General features: G+C 47.4%; 22 protein-coding genes. 3 read left to right on the forward strand and 19 right to left on the reverse strand.

The window, feature by feature from the left end:
* Positions 1 to 3: 3 nt before the first annotated feature.
* A complete protein-coding gene (locus EYO21_02135; protein ID HIB02610.1) occupies positions 4 to 768 on the reverse strand; it encodes an electron transfer flavoprotein beta subunit/FixA family protein in 765 nt (254 codons plus the stop codon).
* Positions 769 to 921: 153 nt separating this feature from the next.
* Between EYO21_02135 and EYO21_02140 the strand changes: the two genes are divergently transcribed.
* A complete protein-coding gene (locus EYO21_02140) occupies positions 922 to 3375 on the forward strand; it encodes a hypothetical protein (GenBank protein ID HIB02611.1) in 2454 nt (817 codons plus the stop codon).
* Positions 3315 to 5855, forward strand: a complete 2541-nt coding sequence (locus tag EYO21_02145; GenBank protein HIB02612.1) for a hypothetical protein — start codon at positions 3315 to 3317, stop codon at positions 5853 to 5855. The genes EYO21_02140 and EYO21_02145 overlap by 61 nt, the downstream gene beginning before the upstream one ends.
* Positions 5856 to 5880: 25 nt before the next feature.
* On the opposite strand, the gene EYO21_02150 is transcribed toward EYO21_02145, so the two are convergent.
* From EYO21_02150 to EYO21_02235, 18 genes are all read right to left on the reverse strand, one after another.
* The gene (locus EYO21_02150) at positions 5881 to 6306 is read right to left on the reverse strand and encodes a dCMP deaminase family protein (protein HIB02613.1); all 426 of its coding nucleotides are present in this window, start codon (positions 6304 to 6306) and stop codon (positions 5881 to 5883) included.
* Entirely contained in the window at positions 6303 to 6590 is a 288-nt protein-coding gene (locus EYO21_02155) for a DUF2480 family protein (protein ID HIB02614.1), read from the reverse strand. Before EYO21_02155 ends, EYO21_02150 begins: the two co-directional genes overlap by 4 nt.
* Positions 6560 to 6907, reverse strand: a complete 348-nt coding sequence (locus tag EYO21_02160; GenBank protein ID HIB02615.1) for an iron-sulfur cluster assembly accessory protein — start codon at positions 6905 to 6907, stop codon at positions 6560 to 6562. The genes EYO21_02155 and EYO21_02160 overlap by 31 nt, the downstream gene beginning before the upstream one ends.
* 1 nt (position 6908) lies before the next feature.
* Positions 6909 to 7265, reverse strand: a complete 357-nt coding sequence (locus EYO21_02165) for a DUF59 domain-containing protein (GenBank protein ID HIB02616.1) — start codon at positions 7263 to 7265, stop codon at positions 6909 to 6911.
* Between the two features lies 1 nt (position 7266).
* Complete coding sequence (locus EYO21_02170) at positions 7267 to 7665, reverse strand: Rrf2 family transcriptional regulator (protein ID HIB02617.1); 399 nt, start codon at positions 7663 to 7665, stop codon at positions 7267 to 7269.
* A 57-nt stretch (positions 7666 to 7722) separates the two neighbouring features.
* On the reverse strand, positions 7723 to 8931 hold the full coding sequence (locus tag EYO21_02175; GenBank protein ID HIB02618.1) for a cysteine desulfurase: 1209 nt from the start codon (positions 8929 to 8931) through the stop codon (positions 7723 to 7725).
* Positions 8932 to 8983: 52 nt separating this feature from the next.
* Positions 8984 to 9535 (reverse strand): putative Fe-S cluster assembly protein SufT, encoded by a 552-nt coding sequence (gene sufT, locus EYO21_02180; GenBank protein ID HIB02619.1) that lies wholly within the window; start codon positions 9533 to 9535, stop codon positions 8984 to 8986.
* Positions 9532 to 9987: an SUF system NifU family Fe-S cluster assembly protein gene (locus EYO21_02185; GenBank protein HIB02620.1), complete on the reverse strand. Its 456-nt coding sequence runs from the start codon at positions 9985 to 9987 to the stop codon at positions 9532 to 9534. Before EYO21_02185 ends, sufT begins: the two co-directional genes overlap by 4 nt.
* Positions 9968 to 11239: a Fe-S cluster assembly protein SufD gene (sufD, locus tag EYO21_02190; GenBank protein HIB02621.1), complete on the reverse strand. Its 1272-nt coding sequence runs from the start codon at positions 11237 to 11239 to the stop codon at positions 9968 to 9970. The genes EYO21_02185 and sufD overlap by 20 nt, the downstream gene beginning before the upstream one ends.
* 3 nt (positions 11240 to 11242) lie before the next feature.
* Complete coding sequence (gene sufC / locus EYO21_02195; GenBank protein ID HIB02622.1) at positions 11243 to 11995, reverse strand: Fe-S cluster assembly ATPase SufC; 753 nt, start codon at positions 11993 to 11995, stop codon at positions 11243 to 11245.
* A 65-nt stretch (positions 11996 to 12060) separates the two neighbouring features.
* Positions 12061 to 13512, reverse strand: a complete 1452-nt coding sequence (gene sufB, locus EYO21_02200; protein ID HIB02623.1) for a Fe-S cluster assembly protein SufB — start codon at positions 13510 to 13512, stop codon at positions 12061 to 12063.
* Between the two features lie 161 nt (positions 13513 to 13673).
* Entirely contained in the window at positions 13674 to 14648 is a 975-nt protein-coding gene (gene selD, locus EYO21_02205) for a selenide, water dikinase SelD (GenBank protein ID HIB02624.1), read from the reverse strand.
* A gap of 180 nt (positions 14649 to 14828) precedes the next feature.
* Positions 14829 to 15116, reverse strand: coding sequence for a hypothetical protein (locus EYO21_02210; protein ID HIB02625.1), 288 nt, complete (start codon positions 15114 to 15116; stop codon positions 14829 to 14831).
* Positions 15117 to 15260: 144 nt separating this feature from the next.
* Complete coding sequence (locus EYO21_02215; GenBank protein ID HIB02626.1) at positions 15261 to 15503, reverse strand: methyltransferase domain-containing protein; 243 nt, start codon at positions 15501 to 15503, stop codon at positions 15261 to 15263.
* A 145-nt stretch (positions 15504 to 15648) separates the two neighbouring features.
* Positions 15649 to 16287: a bifunctional 4-hydroxy-2-oxoglutarate aldolase/2-dehydro-3-deoxy-phosphogluconate aldolase gene (locus EYO21_02220; GenBank protein HIB02627.1), complete on the reverse strand. Its 639-nt coding sequence runs from the start codon at positions 16285 to 16287 to the stop codon at positions 15649 to 15651.
* Positions 16284 to 16769 carry a hypothetical protein gene (locus EYO21_02225; protein ID HIB02628.1) on the reverse strand — a complete coding sequence of 162 codons (486 nt, stop codon included), beginning with the start codon at positions 16767 to 16769 and terminating at the stop codon, positions 16284 to 16286. Before EYO21_02225 ends, EYO21_02220 begins: the two co-directional genes overlap by 4 nt.
* Before the next feature lie 47 nt (positions 16770 to 16816).
* A complete protein-coding gene (locus tag EYO21_02230) occupies positions 16817 to 17989 on the reverse strand; it encodes a S58 family peptidase (protein HIB02629.1) in 1173 nt (390 codons plus the stop codon).
* A 1-nt stretch (position 17990) separates the two neighbouring features.
* Complete coding sequence (locus tag EYO21_02235) at positions 17991 to 18809, reverse strand: hypothetical protein (protein HIB02630.1); 819 nt, start codon at positions 18807 to 18809, stop codon at positions 17991 to 17993.
* A gap of 183 nt (positions 18810 to 18992) precedes the next feature.
* Between EYO21_02235 and EYO21_02240 the strand changes: the two genes are divergently transcribed.
* The gene (locus tag EYO21_02240) at positions 18993 to 20825 is read left to right on the forward strand and encodes a 2-oxoacid:acceptor oxidoreductase subunit alpha (GenBank protein HIB02631.1); all 1833 of its coding nucleotides are present in this window, start codon (positions 18993 to 18995) and stop codon (positions 20823 to 20825) included.
* Positions 20826 to 20834: the final 9 nt, after the last annotated feature.

Below are 20834 nucleotides of genomic sequence, written 5' to 3' on the forward strand. Positions count from 1 at the left end.
AACCTAAATTATTCTTAAATCTTTCTTGAGTACATCCACAAGACGCTCTACCTGTTGATCAACTGTTCCTTCAATTATTTCCGTTCGCTTTACTTTTTGAGGGATATATACCTTTGAGATAGACTGTTTTGCTTCATCACTGGAATCAGCTGTCACCTGTTTAAGTTCTTTTTTCTTAGCGCCCATGATCCCCTTTAGAGATGGATAACGCGGCGTATTGATGCCTGACTGAATACTGATGGATGCAGGAAGATCAAGGTTCACCCACTGGAACCAGCCAGACTCCAGCTCCCGCTTGACTTTGATTTTACCATCGGCAAGTTCAGTTGCGATAACCAGAGTAGCTGTGCTCATCCCCAACATCTCTCCCAGAAGAACACCCACCTGGCCGAAACCGAAGTCATCGGACTGCAATCCGGTCAGAATCAAATCAAACTTTTCTCCTTCCAGAGCACTGGCAAAAGTCCTGGCAATTTGCAAAGGATCGGATGCATAAGGGTAAGACTCTTCAATGTGTATTCCTCTGTCTGCCCCTTTTGATAATGCCTCCCTTATGGTTCTTTGGGTGCGATCCGGGCCCAGGCTTACCGCTACCACTTCACCTTCGCCCAGGTTTTCTTTGAGTTGAAGCGCTTCCTCAACGGCGTAGCTATCGCTCTCGTTGGTGATGAAATTGATATGCTCTTCCTTTACCCAAAGCTGGTCATCGCTGATTCTAAGGGGGGAATCGCCACCGGGGACTTGTTTAACGAGGACGGCAATTTTCATGTCTGATTAGTTTCCGTTTCGAGTTGGTAACGGACGATTACTCCAATTTACAAAATTTCAGGGCTGTCACGACGATAAGAATCGCTTTTCATCACAGTTTTCACACTCCGGTGTATAGCGGTAAGTTTGTAGCCTTTTGAAAGCGTGTTTATAATGAATAATCGAATTCCATTTGCGGCAGTCACAACTGCTTGTATAGCCTTCATCTCAATTGTCTCAGCTCAGGGACAAGTGGATCCGGAAAGCTTACTCTCCAAAACGACCCGAGCTATTCGAGTCGATTCACCTCCCACAATTGATGGCTGGCTTGATGATTCTGTATGGGAGAAAGCTATTCCCGTGACCGACCTCATCCAGACTGAGCCAGACAATCTGGCAAAGCCTACAGAATTCACGGAAGTGCGCATCGTCTACGATGACGATGCACTCTATTTTGCTTTTCGGTGTCACGATTCAGAACCGGACAGAATCATGAGGCGTCTGGCCCGCCGTGATGAATGGCTGGAAGCAGGGAATGACAATTCAGATTGGATAAACATTGCCCTGGATCCTCAGAATGATAACAGGACCGGTTACGTTTTTATTGTGAATGCCGCAGGGGTGAAGATGGATCTCTTCATTCCTGATGATGAGAATTATGACTCCTCTTGGAATGCGGTTTGGGATGCTAAAGTGTCAGTTGATGATGGAGGCTGGTCAGCCGAAGTTGCTCTACCGTTCTCTGTTTTCCAGTTCAACTCCCAAGGAGAGCAGATATGGGGATTGGAGCTGAACCGTACCATTTATCGCAAACAGGAGTGGCATGAGTGGCCGGGAAAACCGCGTGGTGTCAAGGGGCTTGTTTCACGGTACGGTACTCTGACCGGTCTGGAAAACATTCCTCCCCCGAGACAGCTAGAAATTCTTCCCTACGTTTTGGGTGGTAAGCAGTTAGGAAGTGTCACTGACAACACAGGCAGTCTGGGTGTAGATATGGAATACGGCCTCGCCACAAACAGTGCCGTATCCATCGCCATAAACCCTGATTTCGGTCAGGTTGAGGCAGATCCTTCAATTCTGAACCTGACGGCCTTCGAAACATTCTATCCCGAAAAGCGACCTTTTTTTGTTGAAGGGGGTTCTTTCTTCACACCGCAGTTTGGAGAGGAAATTGAATCTTGGCTGGAAGGTTCTTTCACGCTGGCACCCATCAGACTTTTCCATTCTCGCAGGATTGGCAAGGCGCCGTCCTATCTCAGTCCGTCCAATGGTTTGATTGTGAGTCAACCCGATGCTACCACCATCTTAGGTGCGGTAAAAGTCTTGGGGAAGACGCCATCGGGTATTTCCTATGGTTTTATTGAAAGTTTGACCGATGAGGAAAACGGTACTTTAGAAATAGATAACGGAGGAAATGTATCCCGGGAGAATTTTCTTATTGAGCCGCGAACCAACTATTTCATCGGTCGCGTTGAAGCACCTGTAATCAACAGTTCATCCATTATCGGTGCAACAATGACGGATGTCCGACGTGCATCAGCCAGAGGGATTTCTGTGGCTTCATTCGACTGGCGCCTCAGGTTCGGAAACAACCGGTTCGATTTCAGCGGCCAGGCGGCAATGTCTCAATCTGAAGACAAAAGAGATTTTGCCTCCCGTCTTTACCTGGCTTATGACAACTTTAAGTGGTGGAGTGCCGATCTCATTACAACCTACTACGGTGATTCATTTATGAACAACGACCTCGGTTTTCTTGAGCGAAATGGGGTATGGGCAGTAAGAGCGGGTGGTGGAGTCCGTAAACAGGATCCCTGGGGACCTTTCCGAAGTAACAATTTTTCAATGAGATTTTTTCAATACGCCAGGACGGACGGTATAGTTTTGTCTCGTCGAATAGAGTGGAATCTTATGAATATGTTCAAGAGTTTCTGGATGTTTGGCATGGGCGGTATGTTTCTTTTCCCAGCCACTGATGATGGTGACCTGTTTAAGGATCCCAATGCGTGGTTGGTGGGCATTTCCCCGCGCACAAGGCTATTTGTTTTCATGAGCAGCGATCCGAGGAATCGTATTGTTTTGAACCCTTCAGTAGGAGTCGGCAAAGCCGAAAACGGAAGTTTTGGTATTGTCCCTACACTCAATGTGACCCTGAACCCAACCAACTTCCTGAGAATCTCCCTTGAGACACGGTACTGGAAAGAGATCAGCTATGAACAATACGTCACCGTTCTGGAAGATGATAACGGATACCACAGGATATACAGTCCTTTTGATCAAGAGATGGTTGATACAAAAGTGAGAATAAACTGGACATTTTCTCCCGATCTTTCCTTCCAAGTGTTTGTTCAGCCTTTTGTGGTATCAGGAGACTATTACGGTTTCAAGGAATTAACGGAAGAATCAACACTGAACTTTTCCCCCTATCCACAATATACTTTTAATCCTGATTTCCAACTGCGTAATACGGTGGGAACCTTTGTCATACGATGGGAGTATTCCCTGGGAAGTACCCTCTACCTGGTATACAACTTGAATGATTCAAATGCCTACTCAGGGGAAGCGGATGCATGGTTCTCAAGCGGGTCAAACTCCCTGTTCCTAAAGCTGAATTACTGGTTTCAGCCTTAGGGGTATCTATAAAACAACTGGTTACACTTAATACTAAATTCAATGCTATGGTGAGACGGGTTTTCTGTATATCCATAACCTTATTTTCTGTTCTGTCGGCGATAAGGAGTAACTCGGACACCGATTTTGATCCCGGAACTCTTGTTCTTAAGGAGGTTTTTGCAAGAAGAACAGATACTCCTCCCAAAATCGATGGAGACCTCAGTGATTCTGTTTGGGATAAAGCGCCTGTCATTTTGGATTTTTTTCAGACAGAGCCTGAAGATCTGGCTCAACCTACAGAAAAAACTGAAGTAAAACTGCTTTATGATAATGACAATATTTATGTTGCTTTTATGAACTACGACTCTGATCCCAAAGCCATCGTATCGAGATTCTCCAGGCGTGACAGCTGGGCCCATAGCGAAGGTATGCGGGGTGGGTCGGCATCAGGGATTAACAATTCCGACTGGATCGGTGTTGCTGTCGATTCTAGGAATGACAATCTTACAGGATACAGTTTTATTGTCAACGCCGCAGGATCAAAGCTAGATACCTATGTTTATGATGACAGCCGCTATGACATGTCTTGGGACGGAGTCTGGGATGCCAAAGTCAATAGAAACGAGCAAGGGTGGAGTGTAGAATTTCGCCTTCCATTCTCACTATTTAATTTCCCCAACAGTAAGGAACAGACTTGGGGATTTATGATGAGGCGCTTCATTTTTAGAAAGCAAGAACGGATGGAATGGCCCGGTAAAAAGCGGGGGATGAAAGGGAATGTTTCCCGTTTCGGGGTGTTGAAGGGACTCAGTGAAATACCGCCACCTAAACAGATAGAACTGACTCCTTACACTTTGGGAGGTTACCACGCCAACGGCGGCGACCAATTTACAGGCGGAGCCGGTATAGATATGGAGTACGGTGTTGGGTCAAATACCACAGCATTTATGACCATTAATCCTGATTTTGGACAGGTGGAGGCAGATCCGTCAGTGCTTAATCTGTCAGCTTTTGAAACATTTTATGATGAAAAACGTCCCTTTTTCGTTGAAGGAATGTCCATTTTTCAAAATCCCCATCAGGGTTTTGAAGGGGATCTTTTCCATACTCGTCGTATAGGGGCGAGGCCCAGCTACTTTTCACCTGAATCAGGTGCCATTGTAGACCGTCCTGATGCCACCAATATTGTCAGCGCAGCCAAGATGCTGGGTAGAAGCAGTTCTGGGTTGGAATTTGCTGTGGTCAATGCCATGACGAACCATGAATATGCTACTGTAGAATCTGATTCGGGTGGCTTGAGTGAGTTTCTTATTGAACCTTATACAAATCACTTTGCTGGAAGAATAAAAAAGAGTGTTATTAACGATCTTTCCACTATAGGTGTGATGGTGACTGATCAGCGAAGGCAATTGGGGCATTCAGCCACAGTCGGCAGTGCAGACTGGCGGATGAAATTCGCCGACAACAGGCTCACTTTTTCCGGTCAGCTTGTTTCTTCATCTACAAAGGATAAAAGTGGTAATGCGGGGAGGGTACACTTTGCTTATGATGATCCTGTGTGGTGGAATGCAAGTGCCACTTTCCAGGCCTACGATGATGATTTTGATATTAATGATATGGGATATCTGAAGCGTGCGGGGATTCAAACCTGGGATATGAATTTCAGGATCCGCCAACAGGATCCCTGGGGTCCAATTTTAAAAAGTAACCTCGGCGTTAGTTATGATCTCAATCATCGGAATGACGGTGTAATGATCAAGCAACAAATGAACTTTAGTGGATCGGTTACCACCACCAACTACTGGAGTTTCGGCATTCATCACGGACAGATTCTACCCTCTTATTCCGATGATGATCTGTTCCGTGATTCTAGAGCTTGGATCAAAGAAAATCCTATCGGATACCGGGGAGGAGCCTGGCTTTCCACAGACGCAAGGAAATGGATTTCATTCAGACCGGGATTGGGTTACGGTTGGAAAGATAACGGTTATGGTGGTTACCGTGTCAACCTTTCAACCACAATAAGAGCTTCTCAGCGTTTGAGTACAAGCATCAATATTGCTCAGCACCTTCGACTCACCCCTCAGCAATGGGTCGGCATAGTATCTGATGAACTGGGAGATCACCGGGTCTATGGGCAGGCCAGACAGATAACGGATGAAATTACAGTTCGCCTGAGTTATGCATTTTCACCGGATCTCTCTTTTCAAACATACCTGCAGCCATTCAGGGCAAAAGTTGATTATTCCGATTTTGTTGAACTTGCCGCCCCCATGACCCGCCATTACGTACCCTTCAATTATACTGACAACAATAACATTATCATGGATAACACCATTGGTACTTTTGTCATGAGGTGGGAATATCTGCCTGGCAGTATTCTTTATGTGGTTTATAATCTCAACGACCGGAATTACTTTTCTGCCAGCTCGGACAGCTGGTCACCTTCCAAGTCCAATACACTCTTTATTAAGTTAAACTACTGGTTCCAGGCATAGAGCCGGCAGTTCGCCTTTCTTTTTTCTATTTCAGGTGGATTAGATCGATGCCCAGTTCGGCAGCGTGCGCTTTAATTCTATCGTCCCGATAGAATTCCGCATAATAGATAGCTGTAATGCCGGCATTGGCGATCATCTTGAAGCAGTCGTAACAGGGTGATGCAGTAACATAGATCTCACCATTTTCAATCCGGACGCCGTTCCGGGCTGACTGAACAATAGCGTTGGCTTCAGCGTGAATCGTTCGGACACAGTGGTCATTCTCCATCTCATGGTCAGCATCATCGCAGTGGGCTAACCCCCGGATGCTGCCGTTGTATCCGGTTGCAAGGATTGCTTTGTCCCGTACGATAACAGCACCAATATGTTTGCGGTTACAAGTAGAACGCGTTGCCACCTCCCTGGCAATGTTCATGAAGTACTGTTCCCAGCTGACACGTTCGTTGCTCATAAAGGGGTAGAGCCCTTTACAAAAATTTTTACAGCAGAGCGCAACTCCCCAAAATAGATTCGATCCACATATTCAGCTAGATGTGCGGTGATGATCAGGAAAGCCCAAGTTGGGACAGGGACATTGGCACAACCCCGGAGGAGTACCCGTTTACCTTGATATTGAGTCCAGTCGATTTGGGCAATCTTCTCCCTGAAAACTTTCTCCTTGATGACTCCTTCATGTAGGAAATCATCCAGGTGAATTGTTTCCACTACACAGAGAAGGAGGTCCCGCAGCCGCAGGTTCGGGAGGCGTTGGGATTGACAAACTGAAAACCGCCGGAGAGAAGATCGGAGGAGAAGTCGATTGTCATGCCCTTGAGATAAAGCAAGGACTTCAAATCAACAGCAACCTTAATGCCGTGATTTTCATAAATCTTATCAAATTCTCCCAACTCCTTGTCCCAAGCGAGATCATAATTCATACCAGAGCAGCCGCCGCCGGAGACGGAGGCACGAAGATAATCACCGTCTTCATCAGTACGGACTTGAAGGAGACGCTCCGCAGCATTTTCCGTGATGGTTATCCCTTCCAGAATCTCTTCCTGAATTTCACTCATATTATTCCCAATCTTTTTGTTTTTCTTCTTCTCGCGGTTTTGGATCAAAGCCGAGTTTTGATTTACCTTCATCCGTCATTTTCTCAGGCGACCAGGGCGGATCAAAAGTGATTTCAACAAACGCTTGATTTACTTCATCAAGGTTTTCAAGTTTTTGTCGAATATCATCCGCCATGGATTGCCCCATTCCACAGCCCGGTGTGGTGAGAGACATGGTGATATTTATGTCTGACTTATCTTTTTCAAAAGCTTCCTGAATATTGATATTGTAGATGAGGCCGAGATTCCAGAGATCAATAGGAATCTCCGGATCATAGCACTGCTTTAAAATATCGATGACTTTGTCTTCAGCAACCATTTCAGCAAGTTACATCATTTAGGGTCATCTCATCAAACATGTTTCTCATATTTTCATTGAGCCGCTGTATGGGTGAACGGATGTTACAATTATCGAGCAACTCACAGTTTGAATCAAAATAGCAGTCCATAATACCTAGCGGACCTTCCATCAGCTCAAAAAATTGTGTCATCGTAATGTTGTCTCTCTTGGTCTTCAGACTGTAACCGCCTTTAGGGCCCTGAACCGGTTTCACGAAATCGTGCCGGGACAATTCCTGGAGCACTTTTGCAAGCAACGGTTGAGGAATATGATACTGCGCAGCAATATCCTTAGCGCTGACAACTTCGTTTTCATCCACCAAATGAAGATGTCGCAAAGCGATGAGGGCGTACTCGGTTTTTCTTGTCAGTTTCAGCATGAATGATGAAAAAGGTACTTCAAATTACATTGTTGATATATACCAGTCAAGATGCTCTTACCTCAAAAAGTCTATGGCTTTTTCTAATGATGCTAACAGACGATCCACATCTTCAAAATCATTATAGAGGTAAAAACTGGCTCTTGCAGTTGCCGCTATGCCCAATTTTTCCATAACGGGCTGGGCACAGTGATGGCCCGCCCGGATGGCTACACCATCCCTGTCGAGTATTTGAGCAAGGTCGTGAGGGTGAACGCCTTCTAAGTTGAAAGTAATAACCCCGCCCCGTTCAGGAGGGGAGCCGTAGATGGTTACTTCCTCAATCTCGTTAAGTTTCTTCAGTGCATAATCTGTAATAATCTTTTCATGCTCATGAATTGTATCCATGCCGATTTCAGAAAGAACATCCACCGCAGCACCTAGTCCAATAGCTTGGGCGATGTTGGGTGTCCCTGCCTCGAATTTCCATGGCACATCGTTCCATGTAGATTCTTCCAGAGTTACTGTCTGAATCATTTCACCTCCGCTAAGAAACGGCTCCATCTGTTCAAGCACATCTGATTTTCCATAAAGAACACCCACACCGGTAGGCCCCAGCATTTTATGACCTGAGAATGCGAGAAAATCACAGTCGAGTGAAGATACGTCCACAGAGAAGTGGGGCACACTCTGTGCCGCGTCGATAAGTATTAAAGCGCCTACACTTTTTGCCAGCGAGATTATCCTTTCCACAGGGTTTACGGTGCCAAAGACGTTGGACTGATGGATGACCGATACAATTTTGGTTCTTTCAGTGAAATAAGATTCAATATTCTCCAGTGTTCCATCCGATCCAAAAGGGATATATTTCAAGGTAGCGCCAGTTTCACGGGCAGCCAGTTGCCACGGCACGAGGTTGCTGTGGTGTTCCATCTCCGTTATTAGAATTTCGTCACCTTCCCCAAGATTGTGTCTTGCCCAAGCATAGGCTACTAGGTTGATAGCTTCCGTGGTACCCCGTGTGAAGACTACCGACCGGGACTCTTCAGCCCCTATAAAGCGAGACACTCGTTCTCTTGCCGATTCGTACGCTTCCGTGGCCTTTTCACCAATAGCATAAATGGCTCTGTGAACGTTGGCGTTGTAATCTGAGTAGTACTCTGCTACTGCCTCTACAACTTGTCTCGGTGTCTGGGAAGTGGCAGCACTGTCGAGATAGTAGAAAGGTTCATAGGCCAACCTGTTATGAAAAATAGGAAAGTCACTCCTGATCTTGGCTACATCCAGCGGCAGGGATCGTACTGCTGACGGTTCTACTGTAGCACTCTCAGCTATCATATTAGTACATTCCCAGTTCCAGCCGGGCAGCTTCTGAGATCATATCCTTCGTCCAGGGTGGCTCCCAGACAAGTTCTATATTCACATCTCTTACGCCAGTGACACCAAGGACTTTTGCTTTCATCTCATCCACCATCATGGGTCCCATACCGCAGCCCGGTGCCGTCAGGGTCATTTTAATCTCCACATTGGTGCCGCCTTCTACAGCATCTGTGAGTTTACAGGAGTAGATGAGACCCAGGTCTACCATATTTATGGGAATTTCCGGGTCGTAACAGGTTTTGAGTACTTCCCAGATTGCTCCTTCGCTGGCGGTTCCTGTTATTTTTTTCTCTTCCGAAGCATCTTCTGTCACCTTTTTGCCTATGGTGTCGGCATCTTTTCCCTCAATCCTGAAAAGGGAGCCTCGGGCCGTTACCGTATAACTACCGCCCAGGGCCTGGGTGATACGGACCTTATCCCCTTTTTTCAGGGTAAAAGCATCACCAAAAGGAATAAGGGTGGCATCACAGTCCCGGGTGAGGGTAATGAGTTCATCACTGAATGTGTTCATTCTGTTTTCGCGACCTTATCTGCCCCGGTAAGACAGTTGTTTAAAGTGTGCCAAGCCAGTGTTGCGCATTTTACTCGGGCAGGATATTTATGAACACCAGCCATGACGGTTAGCTTTCCCAAGTCTTCTGAGCCCGTTTCCCCGGTGGTGACTAGCTGGTGGAAAGAGTCAAACAGAGATTCAATTTCAGTGGTTGATTTGCCTTTAACTACAGTGGTCATAATTGAGGAGGAGGCTTTTGATATGGCGCACCCTGAACCGTCAAAGCGGATATCTTTCACTCTGTCTCCTTCCACTTCCAGGTGCAACTTAAGTTTATCCCCGCAAAGGGGGTTGTAACCGTCACCGGAGTGTGTGGGAGACTCCAACTGGCCAAAGTTCTGGGGGTTCTGGTTGTGATCAAGGATCACTTCCTGGTAAAGTTCACGTAGGTCATCCACCGGTAACTCCATTGAGCCATGATTCAAGGAGACCCCGGGCGTACTCTTGAGCTTCTTCATTATTTATATCATCTACCACTTCATTGGCAAAGCCGTTAATGAGCAGTGCCTTGGCGGAAAGAACGTCAAGCCCGCGGGACCTGAGATAAAAGAGGGCGTCTTCGCTGATCTGGCCCGTGGTAGAACCATGGGTACACCTCACATCATCGGCATAAATTTCCAGCTGAGGGTTGGAATTCATGAGAGCATTGTCGCTCAACAGCAAATTGTTATTGGTCTGGTTAGCGTCAATCTTCTGAGCATCTTGGCGAACTACGGCGCGGCCGTTAAAAACACCCGTAGATTTGTCGGCAAGAATGTATTTAAAGAGCATGCGGCTGGTGACATGTTCTGAGGTATGATCCATAATAATGTTGTGATCCACATGCTGGGACTCTTTGGAAAGGCAAAGACCATTGAGGGTAACATCGGCCCCTTTCCCGGAAAGAACAACGTTTACATCATGCCTGTGGAGGGAGGAGCCCAAGGATATATAAGAGCCGTGAATATTACTGTCCGCCGGCACCTGATAGAAGGTAGCGGAAAGGTGGGAGGCTGAAGGGGCTTCGTTTTGGATGCGAAGATGATGCAGATGACTGTTGTTACCGGTCCTCATAATGGTTAGGGCGTTGTTCCAATATGAGACGGTACCATTCCCGCGGTATTCTTCAATGAAGGTGGCCTGAGTGTTTTCCGCCACATCCACTACGAGTCTTGGGTGATTCATAATGGGCTCTGAAAGTTTTGTGGTGATATAGAGCAATCTCACGGCGGAGGAACTGTCAAATTCTTCAGAAAAGTGAATATGAAGACCACTGTTCATCATGGCAGTATTCAGTATAGCAAAGGGGTTCGCGCCTGCATCGTAGCCGTTGGTCACAAGTTTGGCATCCTTATTGTAACTGTCCAGTAGTGTATTGAGGGTGAGGCCCGGCGGGATGGTTGAGAGGTCAGGCTGGTAGTGGCCATTCACAAATAGAAGTGTAGGGAGAGAAAGACTGTCTTTCCCCTCATCACCGCGTTCAGGTAAGTCAGCCTCTGTGGAGAGGCGAAAAGCGTTTTTCTCCACCATCGTAGTATTGGTGAAGCGATAAACTTCCCAGCTCTGCCTCGGAAAACCGATTTCTTTAAAATGGTTAAATGCTCCTTTTCTCAGTTCCTGAAGAGAGTGAGGTTCATGATCAGCGGGGGAAAGGGTTGAAAACTGTTTTTCCAGGTGTTTCATGTTTTAGGCGACCACGGTTTCTTCCAGCCAGCCGTAACCTTTTTCTTCCAGTTCGTGAGCCAGGTTCTTACCACCGGAGCGGATAATACGGCCGTCCATGAGAACGTGAATCTTGTCCGGATCCATGTATTGCAAAATTCTTTGGTAGTGAGTGATAACAACTACAGCCCGGTCCTCGCGCCGGAACTTGTTTACGCCGTCAGCCACTATCCTTATAGCATCAATGTCCAGTCCCGAATCGGTCTCGTCTAGAACAGCTAGGGTGGGGTCCAGGACGAGCATCTGAAGGATTTCGTTCCGCTTTTTTTCACCGCCGGAAAAACCGTCATTCACAGCACGCTTCAGATAGCTTTCATCCATCTTCACCTGTGCCAGTTTCTCCTTAATAAAGCTCAGGAAATCGACAGCATCCATCTCAGGTTCACCCCGGTGCTTCCGGATAGCATTTACCGCCGCCTTCATGAAATAAGCGAGATTGACGCCAGGGATCACTGCGGGATACTGGTATGACATGAAAACACCTTCCAGGGCCCTTTCTTCAACATCCATCTCTAGCAGATTATTTCCGTTGTAGAGAATTTCACCATCTAAAACTTCATAGATTTTTTGACCGGCGATAACGTGGGCCAGCGTGCTCTTTCCGGAGCCGTTAGGTCCCATGATGGCGTGGAGTTCGCCGGTGTTTACTACCAGGTCGATACCTTTCAAGATAGGTTTATCCTCTACAGCGACGTGGAGGTTCTTTATCTCGAGCATAAAATATTTTCCAAAATTTTCTTTCAGTTAAATCATTTTCATCAGGGGAACGGGATGATCGATGGTTAGCCGACGCTGCCCTCCAAACTCACTTCCAACAGCTTCTGTGCTTCCACCGCAAACTCCATGGGGAGCTCTCTGAACACTTCCTTGCAAAAACCATTTACGATCATAGAGACAGCATTTTCTGTGGAGATGCCACGCTGGTTGCAGTAGTAGATCTGATCTTCTCCGATAGCGGAAGTGGATGCTTCGTGCTCCATCTGTGCTGAAGGATTCCGTACATCAATATAAGGAAATGTGTGGGCACCGCACTTGTCGCCGATAAGAAGTGAGTCACACTGGGAGTAGTTCCGGGCGTTATCGGCACCCTTCATGATCTTCACGGCGCCGCGGTAGGTATTCTGCCCCTTCCCGGCGGAGATACCTTTGGTGATAATTGTACTCTTAGTATTCTTCCCAATGTGGGTCATCTTTGTTCCGGTGTCGGCCTGCTGAAAGTTGTTGGTGAGGGCCACCGAGTAGAATTCGCCGACCGTTTTATCCCCTTTGAGAATCACGCTGGGATATTTCCAGGTGATGGCCGAACCAGTCTCCACCTGCGTCCAAGAGATCTTGGAGTTGTCCTCACGGCAGATGCCCCGTTTGGTGACGAAGTTGTAGATGCCGCCTTTGCCCGTTTTTGGATCACCGGGATACCAGTTCTGAACGGTGGCGTATTTAATTGTAGCATCCTTGTGGGCGATCAGTTCCACCACGGCTGCGTGAAGCTGGTTCTCATCGCGCATGGGTGCGGTGCACCCCTCAAGGTAACTCACATAGCTGCCCTCATCGGCGATGATAAGGGTCCGTTCGAACTGGCCTGTGTTGGCTGCGTTGATACGGAAGTAAGTGGATAGCTCCATGGGACACCTAACGCCCTTAGGGACGTAGACAAAACTGCCGTCGCTGAAAACAGCTGAGTTGAGTGTGGCGAAGAAATTATCGGTATAGGGCACCACCGAGCCGAGATACTTTTTGACCAAGTTAGGATGTTCATGGACCGCTTCGGAGAATGGGCAGAAAATCACCCCCGCTTTTTCCAGTTCCTTCTTGAAAGTGGTTGCTACGGAGACCGAATCAAAGACCGCATCTACAGCTACACCGGTAAGCATCTTCTGTTCTTCAAGAGGAATGCCCAACTTTTTGTAGGTTTCCAGCAGCTCCGGGTCCACCTCGTCCAGGCTTTTCGGGCCGTCTTCTTGTGATTTTGGCGCCGCGTAGTAGCTGATGGCCTGGTAATCAATTTCATTATACTTAACCATGGACCAGTCCGGCTCTTCCATCTTGAGCCACTGCCTATACGCTTTCAGCCGCCACTTAAGCAGCCAGTCCGGTTCATTTTTCTTCAGTGAGATTGTTTTAACTGTCTCTTCATCGAGACCGGGGGGAATAGTTTCCTGATCGATATCAGTGACGAAGCCGTACTCATACTCTTGCGAGAGCCGGCTCTCGATAGTCTGCATCTCTTCGCTCAATACTTTCTCAACTGATCCGTTTTTTGTCATCACTTTACCTTTTTGCTGGAGTGAAATTACTGGCTATTCCTCTCTCCAGTCAAGAAAAATCCGACTAAAATAGTCTTATTTATTCCGGTATTCAAGTAGTAAAGGTCTTTTTTAAGGGAGAATCGATCCTTTTATAGGAGAGAGATACGTTTTTCCCCGCCGGAGGGACAGAAGATGCCGATCTTGCAGGCGGCGTAGGGTGATTTGGAATTGAATTCTGAGATGAAAGATGAGGCGTTCTCTTCAGGCATGGCAATAAGCAGTCCGCCAGACGTTTGTGCGTCGGCGGCCATGAGTTGCTCATGTTCCTGCAAACTTTCTCTAAACTCAATTTGTTGAGACGCATGGTCGAGGTTTCTCTCCGTCCCCTTGGGGACCACACCTTTTTCGGCAAGAGCCGCCGTGCCGTCTATGAACGGAAGCTGGTCAAATTTGACTTTAGCCGACACATCACTGACTTCACAGATCTCCAGAAGGTGACCGAGGAGACCAAATCCTGTCACATCGGTGGCGGCAGAGGCCCCGTATTTGAGCATCAGTTCAGCAGCCAAGGAGTTGAGAGTGGTCATGAGAGCTGTGGCTTCCTGTATCAAACTCTCCGCAGCTTCACCGTGTTTGATAGCTGTAGTGATAATGCCCGTCCCTAACGGTTTCGTCAGGACAATTGCATCACCGGGCTTGGCGCTGTTGTTCCTGACAATTTTGTTAGCAGAAGCTTCTCCTGTCACCACAAGCCCGTACTTCGGTTCTTTGTCATCAATGCTGTGGCCTCCGAGAATGGAGATGCCCGCCTCTTTTGCTTTGGATGCGCCCCCTTTAAGAATTTCCCCCAACACTTCCATGGGAAGGTCATCTATTGGAAAAGCGACAATGTTCAGAGCAAAAAGCGGTGTGGCGCCCATGGCGTAGATATCGGAGAGGGAATTGGCGGCGGCAATCTGACCAAAAGAAAAGGGGTCATCGACGATGGGGGTGAAGAAATCCAGGGTTTGGACTAGGGCTCTATCTCCATCAATGCGCACCACTGCCGCGTCGTCAGACCCGGAAAAGTCGACCACGACATTTTTGTCTTCAACAGGAGGCAGCTGGCTCAGAACCTGAGCCAGGTCTTTTGGACTGAGCTTACAGGCTCAGCCTGCGCCGTGTGAAAACTGGGTAAGTCGTTTGGTCATTGTCTCTGCCATAGGTGAGGAATTTAGCCGGGTGATGGCAGAGAGAGGAGAGGAAAATGTTATTGGCTAGCAACAAAACTCAACAGCATTTTGGATAATTACACGTATAGTAGCTTAGCTGTTTTTTCCTGACTCAAGGAGGCTTTGTTTTGTTCGTTCAAATTTTTGGTGTTGGAAATCAAGGATATTAAATCGGGTTTTTTCGAATAGGTCAAAAAAGAATGCTCTTTCATAGCGAACCCTGTGCAGCGGACCAACTGAATGTCTGTCAAGGTATCCCTCAGGATTCTCTTCAATCTGAGGAACATCCTCTTCAATGAACGCTGTAACGTACATAACCCCTTTTTTACCAAGTGCTTTATGCAATTGCTCAAGATAGAACTCAACGTCATCAGATAGCATGTGTGAGAATACTGAGTTGAGGAATGCAACATCAAAACTGTCAGCTTTTAAGGATAAAGCTTGTCGGGACTTTGATGACGGATTATAACGTGCATTGTGAGCAGCAACATGAAGAAAAGTAAAGTTTGGATGAAACCGGTTTATTCAGCGGTTGCACCATTTGATAGCTTTAACATTTGTATCAATGCCACAATAATTTCCGAAATCAGGAAATTTCAGGATAAGCCCATTAGCAAAACGTCCCTGGCCGCACCCAAAGTCCAGGATGCGCGTATCTTTATTTAAAGTACAATAATTGCGAAGGGAGTCAACTTGTTTAACAGCTGAGTTGACATATGCTTGGTCATCAGAAAGTTTCTCATTAAAACGCTTTGAAGGGAGGTAGATGTTTTCGAATCAGCGGGCCTGCCCGAGTCGTACTTGTTTAAACACTTTATATAAACTCATTTTCTGTCAATCAACTACTTACTTTAATGCACTTAATTCTTTAAAGTGCACAAAACAAGTGGGTTATACGTTGTCTTATCGGAAATCATAACTGAACAAGCCGGTCACAAATCTGTGATGCCCTTTTACGGATAGCATCAAAATTCCGATCCTGCATCAGTTGTGGGTCAAAGAGGGGTCTCACAAAACCGGCACCGGCGGCGCCTGCCTCCAGCACTTCTAGCATATTGTCAAGGTTTACACCAGAGGTAGGGAAAATTTTCAGGTGGGGCTGGGGCCCAAGAATATATCTTATATATTCCGCCACATTTGTGGGTGCGGGGAAAAGTTTCACAAAGTCAGCGCCAGCTTCATGGGCATTTTGCATTTCGGTAGGTGTCCGTGTACCGGGGATGGAGACCACATCCAGTTCCTCGGCTTTGTTGATTACCTCCGTGTCAAAGATGGGAGAGACCACAAACTGGGCCCCGGCGTCCACTGCTTCCTTGGCCATTTGGGGTGTCATGACCGTTCCGGCGCCTACCAGCAGGGTGTTATCTACGGCCCGGAATTGAGTGATGAGTTCCAAGGCCCCCGGTGTGTTGAGGGTGAACTCAATGACCCTGAAGCCCCCTTCCACTGCAGCCGCCATGGCCCGCTCAGCCACGGACTGATCATCGGTCCTCACAATGGCGCTGATCTTTCTTGCCAGCAAGCCGTCCCGTATTTCTTTTCGGCTACTCATCTTGAAAGGGTAAATGAATCGAGAATATTCTGCTGCAGGGAGTCAACTTTCTCATTCTGTGTTCTGAATTCCAGTGCCAGAAAATTGCTGTCAAGTTCAATAACGTAGGAGACTGTCCGCATATAAAAAGGACCATCGTAATGGTTGTAGATATATTGCTTCCCGGTTTGGCCTGCCAATTTGATTTTTCCAGCAGCTTCATGGTCCGCCCAGAGGCCCCGTTCGTCGGCCTCTCCCTTTGTGGTGTAGTTTATGGCCATGGCAGGGAAGCCGTTGTGTCTAAAAAGAATATCTCTGCTTGTCTCGCTGTTCTCTAAGGTGTATGCAACGGGGTATTGAAGTGTATACCCCACACGTTCATTCTTATAGGTGACCCATCGGACACTGGCCATGGAGAGCGACGGAGGGGGTTTGTTCTCACAACCGGAAGTCAGGATGAAAAGAGGCAGAACAAAAAAAAGATGTTTTGGAAGACGCTTCATGTTCTTAAGAACCTGTGAGGAATTTTCAGGTTCCTGAACTTTCTCATCTATTCCGAAAGCCTGTTGTACTTTTTCAGGATGGTTCGTAGGCGGTCGTGAGGCAGTGCATAAACCGTGTTGCCGTTTACGCCTACCATATCCTCAGCAGCCACCAAAGCATTGATAATAGCTTCTTCCGTGGCCTGGACGGTGGCCTTAAAAAGAGGATTCATTTTCCCATTCGGCACCATGTTAACCGACACAGTGCCTTCGGCATAGGCCGCTCCGGGATTAGCTGTAGAGAAAGTAATGAAAATATCGCCGGAGCCGTTGTGTGCCACGGTCCCGACCCGGGCGATGCCGAGGGGAATACGGCGAGCCAACCGCTTGCACTGATGGGCAACAAGGGGCGCATCCGTTGCAACAATAACAATGATGGATCCATCGCCGTCCTGCGAGTCCCGGTTTCTCACCCGCTGAAGGTCTGTGATCTCTTTTCCCACAGGTACGCCCGATACCATCAGGTCTTCACGGGCGCCGTAATTTGCCTGAACAAGTGCGCCAAGGGTATAGGTTTCTCCAGCTACCTCAATGATGCGTGATGAGGTGCCGATTCCTCCTTTGAAAGAGTGACAGATCATGCCGGTACCGCCGCCCACACCCCCTTCTTCCACCGATCCGGTGGAAGCCCGGCTGAGGGCCTGGTGCGCGTGTTCTTCCTTTACATGAAAACCGTTGATATCATTCAGGAAACCGTCATATGTCTCTGCCACAACAGGGAGGGACCACCAGTAGCCGCTGGCATCTGCACCGCCCTTATTGACTCGCCATGAAATAACAGCATCTCTTACAATACCTACACTGTGTGTGTTTGTGATCATGACTGGGCCTTCCAAAAAACCCGACTCTTCAACCCAGGTTGTCCCTGTCATTTCGCCATTACCGTTCAGGGAATACCATCCGGCAAAAACAGGGTCTGAATAACTTTTATCACCCCTTGGCAAAACAGCTGTAACACCAGTCCGGACAGGACCTTTCCCTACTTTCAGCTTGCCGTTGCCTTTGATGATTGTTGAATGACCTACCTTTACGCCCTCTACATCTGTAATGGCGTTCATCTTTCCCGGTTTGCCATCAAAAGGGACGCCGAGATCTCTGGCACGGGGTTTATCATTCGCGGATAATACTTGCAAAATAATAGATAGTACAATGGCCATTGTACCCAGTTTCAGATACTTCATTCTAAGTTTCACTCCAAATGGATTTGCTCAAGTTTATTACATCATTAACGGTGAAAATCTCAACATCTCTCAGATAATCGAGATGGATCGATTTGAAATCGAATTGAATATTTACCTGTTTCAAAAATGACGCAAGGTCAGGGGGGATGTGGGCTGTTTTAAGTGCGATTGCCAGTGTGGGAAAATCAGCGGTGGTCTTGTTTAGGGAATGCAAAGTCAAGTTTTCTGACTCAATCTTTTTCCGAAATTCTTGAAGGTCAGCCAGCAACAGTTTGTCCGAAAATTCCCAGGGAGCTGTATCGTCTTTGATCGATTCCAGGAATCGGTAACCTATCTCAAACGCTTTCAGGAAGTGTTGGCCATAGGTCCTTCCGGACAGAGCGTCTGTAAGAAAGCCGGCCAATCGCTGTTCCTGTTCCCTGACAAACTTTGACCAGATCCTGAAATAGGGCCGGAACAGGAAATAACCGAAAGGTGTTCGGAAAGAGTTTTCTTTATTAAAGAATCCTTTCACATCATAGGAAAGCCGCCTCACCTGGTGGCGGATAGGCTCCGGGAAAAGATGGATCTGCTGCGATGCCGCATCACCGCGCTCATCCTTAAGAAAATCTTCAGGTATTTCCAGCTCCCGGGCATGGACGGAAAAAGATTTATCCAGCCCGTGAACTGTTACTGAAATGAAGGCACCTAGGTCGCTCATCTTGATCAGATTGTGGAGCGCTTGGTCGAACTCCGGAAGTGTACTGATTGAGGGGAGTTCGGGGCTGTCGATCAATTCCGGGAAGAGTGTGAGCTGGCCGGTGGTGTCAAAGTGGGACATAATCACTCGAGTTTAAGATTCACTGTTGCAAGATGCAAGATGACCTCATTAACTGAATAATAACCCCTTTGCCATTGTGATACCATTTCTGACATGCTAAATTTTGATGAATAATGAGCTAAGTAACAGTTCTGATTAAGGACACCCCAAAATAGATACGCCGATTAAAAGTACCGGCTCAACATGGCAAAAAAAAATGTAGAAAAAATTGAAAGTGTTGTCATTCGTTTCGCCGGTGATTCCGGAGACGGGATGCAGCTCATGGGTGACCGTTTTACTAATACAGCTGCTCTTGCGGGGAATGATCTGGGAACCTTTCCTGATTTCCCAGCCGAGATTCGAGCTCCCGCGGGGTCTTTGGCCGGAATAAGTGCCTTTCAGCTCCAATTCAGTAGTAAAGATATTTTTACTCCCGGAGATCACCTTGATGTGCTGGTGGCCATGAATCCTGCTGCCCTGAAAATGCACATCAAGGATTTGAAAACGGGCGGCATTCTCATTGCCAACAAATCCAAATTCACAGCCAAGAATCTCAAGATGGCAGGCTGGGAATCTAACCCGTTGGAAGATGATTCACTGATGGATTACATGCTATACGATATCGAGATCAGCCGTCTTTTGGCAAACGCCACAGAAGATATGGATATAACCAGCAAGACTATTGAGCGGGCCAAAAACTTTTTCGGACTGGGGCTCCTTTACTGGATGTACGGTCGTCCCATAGAACCGACTATGGAGTGGCTGAAGAAGAAATTCAAGAAACGCCCGGAATTGATTGAAGTGAACACAAGAGCACTGAAAACTGGTTACAATTTCGGCGACATTACTGAGTCTTTTGCCACCCAATATGAGGTTGGCCCGGCGCCGTTTGAATCCGGCACTTATCGAAACATTGTAGGTAACTACGCCACCGGGTTGGGACTTCTGGCGGCGGCTCAGTCATCTGATCTTCCGCTCTTTTTCGGTGGTTATCCCATCACGCCTGCCAGTGACATTTTGCACCAGCTATCCCATTACAGAAATTATGGCGTAAAGACATTCCAAGCAGAGGATGAAATTGCAGGCGTCGGTGCAGCAATTGGGGCTTCGTTTACTGGGAATCTTTCTGTAACCGCATCCTCCGGACCCGGGATATGCTTGAAGGGAGAAGCCATCGGACTGGCTGTCATATCTGAGTTGCCATTGGTAATCCTGAACATTCAGAGAGCCGGACCCAGTACCGGGATGCCTACAAAAACTGAACAGGCTGACTTTTTCCTTTCTATGTATGGGAGGAACGGCGAATCCCCAGTCCCCATATTGACTCCTGCCACCCCTGGTGACTGTTTCTTTATAGCTTACGAAGCATGCCGTATTGCACTTAAGTATATGACACCTGTTTTCGTGTTATCCGATGCATTTCTTGCTAACGGATCAGAGCCGTGGATAATCCCACAGCTCTCTGCTCTACCAAAGATTGAAGTCAGTTTTGCAGAAGCGGGGATCGGCCAGTACCAGCCGTATGAACGAGATGAAAAGTCTCTGGCTCGTCAGTGGGCCGTACCGGGCACAGTGGGCCTCGAACACCGCATAGGCGGTCTGGAGAGAGAGCACATAACCGGTAATGTGAGTTATGATCCGGACAACCACGACCTCATGGTGAAACTCCGGGCCCAGAAAGTTGCCGGCATAACCCGGGAGATTCCCCCTACGGAAATCTACGGCGATTCCACTGGGAATCTCTTAGTCCTGGGATGGGGTAGCACTTTCGGCGCCATCCGTACAGCTGTTATGTCGCTTAGGGATGATGGTAAGTCCGTCTCTCAGGCTCACCTGAAATGGCTGAACCCTTTGCCCGCCGACCTGGGTGAAATCCTGTTGAAATTCCAGAAAGTATTGATCCCTGAAGTGAACTCGGGTCAGCTTATTAAACTGATCCGGTCGGAATTTCTTATTGATGCCGAAGGGCTCAATATTGTTAGCGGCGAGCCGTACCGCAAATCTCAGATCATCGAAAAAGTGGAAGAAATCTTGTAAGGATGAAAA

It is taken from the genome of Candidatus Neomarinimicrobiota bacterium (assembly GCA_012964825.1).
Classification (GTDB): Bacteria; Fidelibacterota; Marinisomatia; order Marinisomatales; family S15-B10; genus UBA2125.